Genomic DNA, 11,445 nt, shown 5'->3' with positions numbered 1-11,445 from the left:
CCGCCGCCACCACACCCGCGCAGCGCGAGGCGGCGCCGATCTTCCTGCCCTACCTGGGCGGCGAACGCACGCCGCACAACAGCGCCACGCTGCGCGCCAGCCTGCACGGCATGGGCCACGACACCGATGCCGCCGCTGTGGCCTATGCGGTGATGGAGGGCGTGGCTTTCGGCCTCGCCGATGGCCATGCGGCCTTGCAGGCGGCTGGCACCGTGGTGCGTCGGCTGTCGCTGGTGGGCGGTGGCGCCCGCAGCGCGCTGTGGGCGCAGATGCTGGCCGACCTGCTGGGCACAGAGATCGTCACCCATGCCGATTCGGCCGCCGGCGGCGCGCTGGGCGCGGCGCGGCTGGGCTGGCTGGCGGTGGGCGGCGACGTGGCCCCGGTGTGCACCGCACCGCCGGTGCAGGCGCTGTATGGGCCGCAAGAAGGGCCGGCCGCCGATCGGCTGGCCGAGCGCTGGCAGCGCTTCCGGGCGCTGGGCGCCGCGGCCGCTAGAACTTGAAGGCCAGGCGCAGGCCGCCCCAATGGCGGCCGTTGACGGTGATCGGCGCGGCGGCTTCCTTCATCACCACGAACTGGCCACCGCCCATGTCGCGGCGGTAGGTCTGCAGCAGGAAGGGCCGCTTGTTCTGCGCACTGGCCAGGCCGGTGCGGTCGTTGAAGATGCGGCGGTAGCGGCTGTGCGCGGTGTCCCAGGCCAGGTCGCCGCGCTGCGGCTGGTTGTACTGCTTGTTGTGCGTGGCCACGTAGCCGTTGCGGTCGGCGGCGATGCAGAACACCACCTTGTCGCTGAGCTGCAGCATGCGTTCCTGCACCGGCGGCAGCAGCCGGTCGGCCAGCGCGCAAAAGCGCGTGGTGTGCTGTGCCGGCTGGGTGCCGGCGATGGGCACGTAGCGCTCGTCGAACAGGTCGGCCACGCTGATGCTGCCTTGCTTGAGCGCGTTCTGCAGCAGCTGGCCCACTTCGGCCGCGGCCTGCTGCACCGCCTGGATATACGGCGTGTCTTCGGTCACCACGCCGCTGTCGGCAGCCAGTTCGATGAGTTGCTCGCTCACCTTCAGCAGGTTTTCGCTGCGGCCGATGGCCGTGTCCAGCGCCCGCGTGGTCTGGCGCATGTGCTGTTCGATGGCGCCCATCTGCTGGTCGAGCAGGCTGCAGGCGCCGCGGCTTTGTTCGGCGGCGGCGGCGATGCGGCCCACCTCGTCGGCCACGTCGTCCAGCGCGGCATGCACGCCGCTTTGCGAAGTGTTGGCTCCGGCGCCCGCGGCCTTCTGCTGCTCGGGCGCCTGGATCTCGCGCGCCAGCGTGCCGATGCGGGTGTCCAGGTGGGCCATGGTGCCCATGATGTCCTTGGACGAAGCTTCCACGCGGGCGGCCAGGTCCTTGACCGCATCGGCCACCACGCCGAAGCCGCGACCGGCTTCGCCCGCGCGCTTGGCTTCCACGCTGGCGTTGAAGGCCACCAGCCGCGTCTGCAGCGCGATCTGGGTGATGTCGTGGGCGGCCTCGGCCACCTTGCGCAAGGTCTCGACGATGCCGGTCACTTCGCTGCCCACCGCCTGCACCGCCACGCGGGCGCGATCGACCGCGGCCACGCCTTGCTCGGTGTGGCTGCCGATGACCTGCTGCACGCGGGCCACGTCCTTGACCTGCTGCGCCAGCTGGCGCGCGGTGGCGGCCTGGGCCTCGGCGGTCTGCCGCGTGTCGCCGACGACGCCGCGCACCTCGGCGGCTTCACGCCCCAGCTTGGAGGCCTGCTGGGCCAGGCGCGACACCATCGGCGCCACGTCCACCAGGGGGGCGGCGGGCGCCGCCTCGATCAGGGCAGGGGCCGCGGCCCGGAACTGCTTGAACATCGCCGACTCACCATTCGCGCAGCTTGACCCGCAGGCGGGCGATGCTCTGGCTGTGCAGCTGGCACACGCGGCTTTCGGTCACCTTGAGCACGGCGGCGATTTCCTTGAGGTTCATGTCGTGCTCGTAGTACATGCTCATCACGTACTGCTCGCGCTCGGGCAGCAGCTTGATGGCTTCGACCAGCGCGGTGCGCATGCGCATGTCCTGCAGCACCGCCATCGGGTTGGCCTCTTCGGTGCCCACGTGGCGTTCGAGGTAGTCGTCGTCGCCCTCGTCGCCGCTCAGGTCTTCCAGGTACACCAGCTGCGTGCCGCGCACCTTGCCCAGCAGCTCCTGGTATTCCACCAGGGTGATGCCCATCTCGGCGGCGATCTCGGACTCGTGCGGGGCGCGGCCGAGCTTTTGCTCCAGCTTGTGCACCGCCGCTTCGATGTTGCGCTGCTGGCGGCGGTTGCCGCGGCTCATCCAGTCGCTGCCGCGCAGTTCGTCCAGCATGGCGCCGCGGATGCGCTGGGTGGCGAAGGTCTCGAATTGCACCCCCTGCGCCGCGTCGAAGCGGCCCAGGGCGTCGTTCAGGCCGATCATCCCCACCTGGATCAGGTCGTCGATCTCGACGTTGGCCGGCAGCTTGGCAATCATCTGATGGGCGAGCCGGCGCACCAACGGGCTGTACTGCTTCAGCATCGCATGGTTGTCGGTACGGCCTTTGGCGTTGTACATGTCCAGGGCTCCAGGAGTTCAGTTGGCCAGCAGCGAGGCGGGCGCCGTGCCGCGTCCATGCCAGGTCGGTGCTTGCAGGTCGGCGTCGGCCGTCTCGTCCGCCAGCTGCCGGCGCACCAGCCGCATCAGCGCGTTGTCGGGGGCTTCGGCCACGTTGCAGGCGGGGTCCACCGCCACCCAGTCGTGCACCGCCGCGCCCAGGAAGCTGTCGGCGCATTGCGCGATCTGGCGGGCCACGTGTTCGCGGCGGCCGCGCTGCGGGCCCACGGCCAGCAGCAGGTCGAAAGCCATCAGGCCGGTGCGCGCGGCCAGGATCTTCATCGCGGCGTAGGCCGCGGTCACGCTGGGGCCGTGGTCGGCGGCCAGCAGCACCGGGCGCACCGCGCGGTGGCTGAAGAGGCGGCTCAGCTCGCTGGCGCCGGCATGCACCAGCACCACGTCGGCCTGCGGCGCGGCATCGGCCAGCTGGCGCAGCAGGCCCGCGCAGGAGCCGCGGGTGTCCACGTGGCGCAGCGGCAGGCCGCGGGCGGCCAGGTAGCCGATCTGCGGCGACAGGGTCTCGATGCCGGCGGCCAGGTCCAGGTGCGTCAGCTCATGCGGCTCGGGCGCGGACTCGGCCGCGTCCACCAGCAGCAGCTTGCGGCCGCTGGCGGCGATGGCCGAGGTCAGGCGCTCGATCAGCACGGTGGCAAAGGCCACGTGCGGGTTGCTGGCCACCGCGATGTAGCGGGTGCGCGTCGGGCTGAACAGGCGGCGCAAGCCGTCGGCCTGGTCCAGCGGGGCGCTGCGGCTGGCGTAGAAGTCACGCATGTCGTCTCGGGTCCTCAAGCGTGGGCAGAGTTGCCGCGGGCCGCATGCGAGCCCGCGAAGATCAGGTTCACGTCGTTGGCGTCCATGCGCCAGGAGGCGGCCGGCGCGGCCTTGAAGGCGCGCTGCACCAGGGCCTGCGCCGACAGGCGGTGCCAGTCCTCGGGCACACGCTGGCCGTTGGCCACGCCCATCACCCGCAGCTTGTGGCGGATCAGCGCGTCCAGCGCCGGGCCCAGCTTCACGGCCTCGTCGATCTTGGACAGCACCACGCCGCGGCAGGCCTTGGCCTGGTAGCTCAGCATCACGTCCTCGATGGTTTCGCCCTGCGCGCTGGCATTGAGCACCAGCAGCTTCTGGATCGCGCGGTGGCCCACCATGTCCAGCAGCTCGCGGGTGCGGCTGTCGCGCTGGGCCATGCCGGCGGTGTCGATCAGCACCATCTTCTTGCCCGACAGCAGGTCCAGCAGGTCTTCCAGCGAAGCGCGGTCGTGGGCGGTGTGCACCGGCACGCCCAGGATGCGGCCATAGGTGCGCAGCTGTTCATGGGCGCCCACTCGGTAGGCGTCGAGCGTGATCAGGCCCAGGTGGCCGGCGCCATGCTTGGTGGCAAAGGCAGCGGCGATCTTGGCGGTGCTGGTGGTCTTGCCCACGCCGGTGGAACCGATGAGCGCATACACGCCGCCGGCATCTTCCAGCGCCGGCTCATGCTCGGCGGCCAGCAGGTTGCGCTCCAGCACGCTGGCGGCCCAGCTGGTCTCGTCCAGCGCATCGGCGGGCAGGCCATCGGCCAGCTTGCGGATCAAGGCGGGCGAGAAGCCGCAGTCCAGCAGCTTCTGCGTCAGGTTGGCCTGGCGCGGGTTGCGCTGCATGCGCTCCATGAAGGCCAGCGCGCCGAAGCGCTCTTCGATCAGGCCCTTCATCGAGCGCAGCTCGCTCATCATCTCGTACTGGCTGTCGCGGGCGGCCGGCAGTTCGTCTTCCAGCGGCGCCTGCGCCTGGCGGATCTCGTCGCGCAGCACCGGCGGGCGGCGGCGCGGCGGCTCGGGGCGCGGCTCGATGTTGGGCAGCTCATGGCGCACGGTGCGGCCGGCGGGGCGGTCGCTGCGCGCGCTGCGCACCGGGGCCGGTGCCGGTTCGGCCGCCGGCTCGGGCTGCAGCTCGGCCTTGCGGCGCTTGAGCATGCGCTCGCGCACGTAGTCCTGGAAGGTGAGGGTGCTCATGCCCAGGCGGCCGACGTCGCGCTCCACCTCGGCGGCGGGCTCGCTGTCGATGCGCGGCTCGATGCGCTCGTCCAGGCGGCTGTCCAGCCGGCTGTCGACGCGGCCTTCACGGGCGGCGATGCGCTGCTCCAGGCGCGAGGTTTCGGCGCGGGCCATCTCGCGCAGGTCGCGGTGGTTGCGAGCCGCCGGGGCGGGCGCAGGTGCCGCCGCCGGGGCGCGCACGGTGCCGGCCTGGCTGGCTGCACGCTCGATCTGCTGCATGCCGTCCGGCGCCATCGCCAGCACCTCCACGCCTTCGGCGCAGGGGCGGGTGGACAGCACGACGGCGTCGTCACCGAAGGCCTGGCGCACCAGGTTCAGGGCGTCGCGCGAAGTGCGCCCCGTGAAGCGCTTGACGTTCATGCCGTGCCTCCAATGATCGAACCGATCCGGATCGTGTGGGTGTCAGGAATCTCGCTGTGCGCCAGCACCTTGAGCCGGGGCGCCGCGCGGCGCAGCAGCCGGGCCATCGGCGCGCGGATCAGGTCGGGCACCAGCAGGCAGGCCGGCACGCCCAGTTCTTCCTGCTGGCGCGAGGTGTCGGCCGCGCCGCGGGTGATGTTCTCGGCCACGCCGGGGTCCAGCGCGGCGCCGTGCGGCGAGGTCAGGGCCTGGGTGACCAGGCGCTCCAGTTCGGGGTCCAGCGCGATCACGTCCAGCTCGCGGGCGGCGCCGTAGATCTGCTGCACGATGGCCGGGGCCAGGTGCACGCGGATGCGGCGGGCCAGCTCGGTCGGGTCGGTGACCACCGCCGCATGCTCGGCCATGCATTCCACGATCGAGCGCATGTCCCGGATGTGGACGCCTTCTTCGAGCAGCAGTTGCAGGACCTTTTGCACAGTGGCGATTCCGACCATCTTGGGAATCACGTCCTCGATCAGCTTGGGAGCCAGCTTGGTGACGTGTTCGACCAGGTTTTGCACTTCAACGCGGCCCAGCAACTTGGCAGCGTGGACCTGCATCAAGTGTGAAAGATGGGTCGCCACGACGGTCGAGCAATCAACAACCGTAAATCCGGCCATTTGGGCCACCTCCCGCTGGCGCTCTTCGATCCATACCGCGGGCAGCCCGAAGGCCGGGTCGGTGGTCTTGGTGCCGATGAGTTGCTGGGTGGCGCCACCGGGGTTGATGGCCAGCAGCATCCCCGGAAAAGCCTCGGCTTCGCCGATCACGGCGCCGCGCAGCGACACCCGGTACATGCTGGGCTTGAGCTCCAGGTTGTCGCGGATGTGCACCGGCGGCGGCAGAAAGCCCACGTCCTGCGCGAACTTCTTGCGCACGCCCTTGATGCGGCCCAGCAGGTCGCCCTTGCGTTCCTTGTCCACCAGCGCAATCAGGCGGTAGCCCACTTCCAGGCTCAGCGTGTCCACCGGCACCAGGTCGTCCCAGCTGGCTTCCACGTTGGCGGGGGGCGCCTCCGCGCCCGGGCCCCCGGCAGCGCCCGGCGTGCCCGGCGCGGGCACGGGCGGCGCCTTGGCCTTCAGCTCGGCCTGGCGGGCCTTCCAGGCCAGGGCGCCGGTGGCCCCGGCGATCAGCAGGAACACCAGGTTGGGCATGCCGGGAATGACGCCGATCAGGCCGATGACGCCGGCGGTCAGCCCCAGCGAGGTGGGCGAGCCGAACACCTGCTTGCGCACCTGGGTGCCGATGTCGTTGTCCTTGCCCACGCGCGAGACCACCATGGCCGCCGCCACCGACACCAGCAGCGCCGGGATCTGCGCCACCAGCGCATCGCCCACCGCCAGCAGCACGTACGAATTGGCGGCTTCGCTGGCCGACAGGCCGTGCTGCACCACGCCGATGATGAAGCCGCCGATCAGGTTGATGAACAGGATCAGCAGGCCGGCCACGGCATCGCCGCGCACGTACTTGCTGGCACCGTCCATGGAGCCGAAGAAGTCGGCCTCTTCGCTGACTTCCGCGCGGCGCCGCTTGGCTTCGTCTTCGTTGATCAGGCCGGCATTGAGGTCGGCGTCGATGGCCATCTGCTTGCCGGGCATCGCGTCCAGCGCGAACCGTGCGCCCACCTCGGCGATGCGCTCGGCGCCCTTGGTCACCACGATGAAGTTGATGACCACCAGGATGGCGAAGACGATCAGGCCGACCGCGAAGTTGCCGCCGATCAGGAAGTGGCCGAAGGATTCGATCACCTTGCCCGCGGCGCCGGGGCCGGTGTGGCCTTCCATCAGCACCACGCGGGTGGAAGCCACGTTCAGCGACAGCCGCAGCAGCGTGGTGACCAGCAGCACCGAAGGAAAGGCCGAGAAGTCCAGCGGCCGCACCATGTTGGCGGCCACCATCATCACCATCAGCGCCATCGCGATGTTGAAGGTGAAGGCCACGTCGAGCACGAAGCCCGGCAGCGGCAGCACCATCATCGACAGCACGACCACGACGAACACGGGGCCCAGCAGGCCGCGCACCACGCCGGCGTGGTCACCAAGGATGTTCTGCAGGCGGGCAAGGCTCGGGTTCATGGCCGGCGATTGTTCCGGCCGGCCCGAAAACTTGAGCCCGAAAAAGCGGAAGAAAGCCGCCGTTTAACCGCCCCTGCGGCGCCGGCGGTGGCGCCGCCGACAGCCGCGCCTTTTCAGCGGCGGCGCGGGCCGCTCTGGTAGGCCGGGTTTTGCGGGTCCAGCTCGGGCGGCACCGGCAGCTCGGGCAGGTCGCCCGGCTCCGGCGCCTCGCCGGCCATGGCCGCGCGCAGCTGGTACACGTAGGCCAGCACCTGGGCCACGGCCGAGAACAGTGCCGCCGGAATCTCGCGCTCCAGCTCGGCATGCTGGTACAGCGCCCGTGCCAGCGGCGGCGCCTGCAGCACCGGCACCTTGGATTCGCGCGCGATGTCGCGGATGCGCAGGGCCAGCAGGTCGGCTCCCTTGGCCACCACGCGCGGCGCGCCCATCTTCTTGTCGTCGTACTGCAGCGCCACCGCGTAGTGGGTCGGGTTCATCACCACCAGGTCGGCGTTGGGCACCGCGGCCAGCATGCGCTTGCGGGCCATCTCGCGCATCTTGACCTTGATCTTCTGCTTGACCTCCTGGTTGCCTTCGGCTTCCTTGTGCTCGTCCTTGACGTCCTGGAAGCTCATCTTCAGCTCGTTGGCCAGCTTCCAGCGCTGGTAGGGCACGTCGATGGCGGCAAACAGCGCCAGCGTCACCACCACCTGGATCAGCCCGCTGAGCGAGGCGCTGACCGCCTGCTGCAGCGCCGCCGGCAGCGGCATGGCCAGCGTGGCGGCAAAGGCCTCGATGCGCGACTGCAGGTACAACGCGCCCACGGTGCCCAGCACCGCGGCCAGCATCACCGACTTGAGCGCCTGCACCAGGTTGCCCTTGGAAAAGAGGCGGGTCACGCCCGTCAGCGGATTGAGCTTGTCGAACTTGGGCGACAGCGCCTGGGTGGTGAAGTTCCAGCCGCCCGACAGGCAGGCACTGGCCACGCCCACCAGCGACATCACCAGGCCCATGGGCACGATGACCATCAGCATCTGCATCCCCAGCGCCGCAGCGCGTTCGCCCATCAGCCGGGGGTTCTGCAGCATGGCGTGGTCGAAGCGCAGGCCCTGCATCAGGATCTTCTGCATCCACTGGCCGATGTCGGGCGCCCACTTGACCAGCAGCCAGCCGCCGATGGCGATGGCCGCGAAATGCCCGAGGTCGACCGAGCGCGCCACCTGCCCCTGTTCACGGGCCTTGGCCAGTTTCCTGGCACTGGCGGGTAAGTTCTTGTCCTGGGCTGAGTCGGCCATGTCGCGGCTCTATCGGAAGACCACCATGCTGCCTGCACGCCGGCCGGGCCATGCGCGGATAAGCGGGCCAAAAGCGCGGCAGCGCCCGTGCGCCGCTGCGCCGCTGCTCCGCTCAGCGCGGCTTGTTGCGCGCCGGTGGCGCCGCGGGCAGTTCGGCCGCGGGCACGTGGTGGGTCAGCAGGTCCCACACCAGCTCGTCGTCCATGCTGAAACTGCAGATCAAGGTGTTGCCGCTGGCTGCGCGGCTGAGCTGCGTCGGCGTCATCTGCTCGATCACCTGCGCGGCATTGCTGCTCAGGCCCAGCCGCTGCAGCGCGGCGGGCCGGTCGGCCCGCAGCAGCGCCTGCGCGAGCATCAGGTAGGCGACGTTGGCTTCGCGGATCTCCGCAAGGATCTGGCTGCTGGTCATGGGCTACGGCACCGCGATGAGGGACCAGCCACTGTAGGAGCGGTGGCCGCGGGCGGGCATCCGCCGCTGCGCCATGCGCGCTGTCGCGCTTGTTCCGCCCGGCGTGTCGGCGTGTTTCCTACACGTCGGCCGCCGGGGTCTTCAGGCCGAGACGTCCACCCGTGCGCCCACGGGCGGGCGCGGGCCGCCGTAGCCAGCCGCCGCGGCCGACTGGCGCGCGCGCTCGGCCGCGTCCACGGCATGGGCGGGCGGCTGGGCCGGCACGGTGGCCTTGCAGGCGGCGCAGGTGCAGCCCGAGCCGTGCTTGGACCCCAGCCCGAAGCCGATGCTGAAGGGCAGCTCGATGGGCGGCGGTGGGGGCGCCGGGGCGGGCGTTGGTGCTTCGGTCCGCGGCACGTGGCCGGCTTCGGGGGGGCCATCGCCGGCGCTGGCGATGGGCGCCGTCGGCGCGCCAGCGGCAGCGCCCGCGCGGGCAGGGGCCGGCGCAGGTGCGGGTGTGGGGGTCTTCAGCGTGGCAACGCTGGCGGCAGTGGGCGAGATGGGATTCATGGTCACCCCAGGAAGATCTGATCCTGAGGTGAACTACGGCATCTTTTCGCCGGTCTTGAGCCGGCCGGGCGCCCAAAGTGCGCCCGTCTGTGTCAGAAGCCCAGGCTGGCGAGCAGGTCGTCGACTTCGCTCTGGTCCTGCACGATGTCGGTCCGGCCTTCGGGGTTGACCACCGGGCCATTGAGGATGGCGGTTTCCACCTTCTGTGCCTGCTCGGGCGGGGCGGCTTGCACCAGCAGCTTGACCAGGCTGGATTCCAGTTCGGTGGCCAGCGACACCACCTTGGCCACCACCTGGCCGGTCAGGTCGTGGAAGTCCTGGGCCAGCATGATGTCGGTCAGGTGCTGGTCGATGCGGGCGGTGGCGCGTTCCACCTCGCCCACGAAGTTCATCACCGAGCCCGAGGCCACGGCGCGCACCGGGTCGGCCACGATGGCGGCCGCGATCGCGCGCGTCTGCTCGCTGATGGTGTGGTGTTCCACCTTGGCGCTGTCGACCGAGTTCAGCACCTTGTCGGCGGCGGCGGCCGTCTTCTGGGCGATGTAGCTCAGGCGGCTGCGCGCATCGGGCAGGCCGTCGGCGGCGTCCTTGAGCTTGGGCATCACGCCCAGCTGGTGCAGCGTGTCGTGCAGCTGGCGGGTGATGGTGCCCAGCTGCTGGAAGATCTCCGGCGAAGCTTGAGCGGCCATTTGCGGTGCCAAGGCGGCGATGTCATCCATCTTCATCGTGTACTCCTTGGCGTTCAGGCCGTGGCTGCCAGTTTCTGCATGATCTTCTGGACCTTCTCTTCCAGCGTCGCCTTGGTGAAAGGCTTGACGATGTAGCCGGCGGCGCCCGACTGGGCGGCCAGCACGATGTCTTCCTTGCGGGCTTCGGCCGTCACCATCAGCACCGGCAGGTGCTTGAGCGAGTCGTCGGCCTTGACGGCCTTGAGCAGCTCGAAGCCGTTCATGTTCGGCATGTTGATGTCGGAGACGACGAAGTCGAACTTCTGGGCTTTGAGCATCTGCAGCGCGATCGCGCCGTCTTCGGCTTCGTCCGCGTTGTTGCAACCCATTTCCTTGAGCAGGCCCCGCACGATGCGGCGCATGGTCGAGAAGTCGTCGACGATGAGAAATTTGAGATCGGTGGTGCTGCTCATGGGAGGGCTTCCTCTCGGGGATGAGGCTTTATCGGAGATTGACGAGGGGACTTGAGGCGGGCCGGATCGACGGCACGCCGGTGGCTTCCGCCACCTCGGGCGCGGTACGGAATACGCGGTCTTCGGCATCACGGTTCATGACGATGATGCTGATGCGGCGGTTCTGTGGGTTCAGCGGTTCGTCGTTGACGAACAGCGTGCTGGAGGCCAGGCCCTGCACCCGCAGGATGCGGTGGTCGGGCAGGCCGCCGGCGATGAGTTCTCGGCGTGAGGCATTGGCGCGGTCGGCCGACAGCTCCCAGTTGCTGTAGCCGCGCTCACCGCCTGAAAAGGCGTGGGCATCGGTATGGCCCTCCAGCGTCAGCCGGTTGGGCACCTCGGCCAGCACGTTGCCGATTTCGCGCAGCAGCTCGCGCATGTAGGGCTGCACCTCGGCACTGCCGCTGGCAAACATCGGCCGGTTCTGCTCGTCGACGATCTGGATGCGCAGGCCGTCGCGGGTCATGTCCAGCCGTATCTGGCTGGCCAGCGGCGAGAGCTTGGCGCTGGCGGCGATCTTCTGCTCGACCTTCTGCTTGAGTTCTTCTAGCTTGGCGCGCTCGGCACGCTGCTGCTCTTCCTTCAGGGCCTGCAGGTTCACCGTGGCCTTGGGCGCCTGGATGTCGCCGCGCTTGACCTGGCCGGTGGTGCGCGTCAGGTCCTGGCCGCCGCCCTTGAGCACGTGCGAAGAATCGCCCGAGCCCGAGCCGCCGGCCAGCAGCGCCACCTTCAGCGGCGATTGAAAGTAGTCGGCAATGCCCTTCTTGTCGCCTTCGGTGGTGGAGCCCAGCAGCCACATCAGCAGGAAGAACGCCATCATCGCCGTCACGAAGTCGGCATAAGCGATCTTCCAGGCGCCGCCATGGTGACCATGGCCGCCCTTCTTGATCTTCTTGACGATGATCGGCT

12 protein-coding genes are annotated in these 11,445 nt (G+C 69.7%); 1 reads left to right on the top strand and 11 read right to left on the bottom strand.

The window, feature by feature from the left end; genetic code table 11:
* Positions 1-503: FGGY-family carbohydrate kinase (locus ABNT58_RS11590; protein ID WP_348753630.1), on the top strand; the 503-nt coding region annotated here is incomplete at its 5' end.
* On the opposite strand, the gene ABNT58_RS11585 is transcribed toward ABNT58_RS11590, so the two are convergent.
* From ABNT58_RS11585 to motB, 11 genes are all read right to left on the bottom strand, one after another.
* Positions 493-1,857 carry a methyl-accepting chemotaxis protein gene (locus ABNT58_RS11585; protein WP_348753629.1) on the bottom strand — a complete coding sequence of 455 codons (1,365 nt, stop codon included), beginning with the start codon at positions 1,855-1,857 and terminating at the stop codon, positions 493-495. The two genes, ABNT58_RS11590 and ABNT58_RS11585, sit on opposite strands and share 11 nt — an antisense overlap.
* 7 nt (positions 1,858-1,864) lie before the next feature.
* The gene (locus ABNT58_RS11580; RefSeq protein WP_348753628.1) at positions 1,865-2,578 is read right to left on the bottom strand and encodes an RNA polymerase sigma factor FliA; all 714 of its coding nucleotides are present in this window, start codon (positions 2,576-2,578) and stop codon (positions 1,865-1,867) included.
* Between the two features lie 18 nt (positions 2,579-2,596).
* The gene (locus tag ABNT58_RS11575; RefSeq protein WP_348753627.1) at positions 2,597-3,388 is read right to left on the bottom strand and encodes a flagellar biosynthesis protein; all 792 of its coding nucleotides are present in this window, start codon (positions 3,386-3,388) and stop codon (positions 2,597-2,599) included.
* 14 nt (positions 3,389-3,402) lie between these two features.
* Entirely contained in the window at positions 3,403-5,010 is a 1,608-nt protein-coding gene (flhF, locus tag ABNT58_RS11570; protein WP_348753626.1) for a flagellar biosynthesis protein FlhF, read from the bottom strand.
* The gene (flhA, locus tag ABNT58_RS11565) at positions 5,007-7,124 is read right to left on the bottom strand and encodes a flagellar biosynthesis protein FlhA (RefSeq protein ID WP_348753625.1); all 2,118 of its coding nucleotides are present in this window, start codon (positions 7,122-7,124) and stop codon (positions 5,007-5,009) included. The genes flhF and flhA overlap by 4 nt, the downstream gene beginning before the upstream one ends.
* Before the next feature lie 113 nt (positions 7,125-7,237).
* Positions 7,238-8,398, bottom strand: coding sequence for a flagellar biosynthesis protein FlhB (flhB, locus tag ABNT58_RS11560; RefSeq protein WP_348753624.1), 1,161 nt, complete (start codon positions 8,396-8,398; stop codon positions 7,238-7,240).
* A 112-nt stretch (positions 8,399-8,510) separates the two neighbouring features.
* Positions 8,511-8,807 (bottom strand): flagellar transcriptional regulator FlhD, encoded by a 297-nt coding sequence (locus tag ABNT58_RS11555; RefSeq protein ID WP_348753623.1) that lies wholly within the window; start codon positions 8,805-8,807, stop codon positions 8,511-8,513.
* A gap of 141 nt (positions 8,808-8,948) precedes the next feature.
* Positions 8,949-9,356: a hypothetical protein gene (locus ABNT58_RS11550; RefSeq protein ID WP_348753622.1), complete on the bottom strand. Its 408-nt coding sequence runs from the start codon at positions 9,354-9,356 to the stop codon at positions 8,949-8,951.
* A gap of 92 nt (positions 9,357-9,448) precedes the next feature.
* Positions 9,449-10,081, bottom strand: a complete 633-nt coding sequence (locus ABNT58_RS11545; protein WP_348753621.1) for a protein phosphatase CheZ — start codon at positions 10,079-10,081, stop codon at positions 9,449-9,451.
* A 17-nt stretch (positions 10,082-10,098) separates the two neighbouring features.
* A complete protein-coding gene (gene cheY, locus ABNT58_RS11540) occupies positions 10,099-10,497 on the bottom strand; it encodes a chemotaxis response regulator CheY (protein WP_250196199.1) in 399 nt (132 codons plus the stop codon).
* A 28-nt stretch (positions 10,498-10,525) separates the two neighbouring features.
* Positions 10,526-11,445: flagellar motor protein MotB (gene motB, locus ABNT58_RS11535; RefSeq protein WP_348753620.1), on the bottom strand; the 920-nt coding region annotated here is incomplete at its 5' end.

The organism is uncultured Aquincola sp. (genome assembly GCF_964001545.1).
Classification (GTDB): domain Bacteria; phylum Pseudomonadota; class Gammaproteobacteria; order Burkholderiales; family Burkholderiaceae_C; genus Aquincola.
This window is presented reverse-complemented; position numbering and strand designations above follow the sequence as displayed.

Bases quoted from the DNA above. Each gene is read 5' to 3' on its own strand.
- ABNT58_RS11585 (WP_348753629.1), bottom strand. From the start codon at position 1,857: ATGTTCAAGCAGTTCCGGGCCGCGGCCCCTGCCCTGATCGAGGCGGCG.
- ABNT58_RS11550 (WP_348753622.1), bottom strand. From the start codon at position 9,356: ATGAATCCCATCTCGCCCACTGCCGCCAGCGTTGCCACGCTGAAGACC.
- flhA (WP_348753625.1), bottom strand. From the start codon at position 7,124: ATGAACCCGAGCCTTGCCCGCCTGCAGAACATCCTTGGTGACCACGCC.
- ABNT58_RS11580 (WP_348753628.1), bottom strand. From the start codon at position 2,578: ATGTACAACGCCAAAGGCCGTACCGACAACCATGCGATGCTGAAGCAG.
- ABNT58_RS11555 (WP_348753623.1), bottom strand. From the start codon at position 8,807: ATGACCAGCAGCCAGATCCTTGCGGAGATCCGCGAAGCCAACGTCGCC.
- flhF (WP_348753626.1), bottom strand. From the start codon at position 5,010: ATGAACGTCAAGCGCTTCACGGGGCGCACTTCGCGCGACGCCCTGAAC.
- flhB (WP_348753624.1), bottom strand. From the start codon at position 8,398: ATGGCCGACTCAGCCCAGGACAAGAACTTACCCGCCAGTGCCAGGAAA.
- cheY (WP_250196199.1), bottom strand. From the start codon at position 10,497: ATGAGCAGCACCACCGATCTCAAATTTCTCATCGTCGACGACTTCTCG.
- ABNT58_RS11545 (WP_348753621.1), bottom strand. From the start codon at position 10,081: ATGAAGATGGATGACATCGCCGCCTTGGCACCGCAAATGGCCGCTCAA.
- ABNT58_RS11575 (WP_348753627.1), bottom strand. From the start codon at position 3,388: ATGCGTGACTTCTACGCCAGCCGCAGCGCCCCGCTGGACCAGGCCGAC.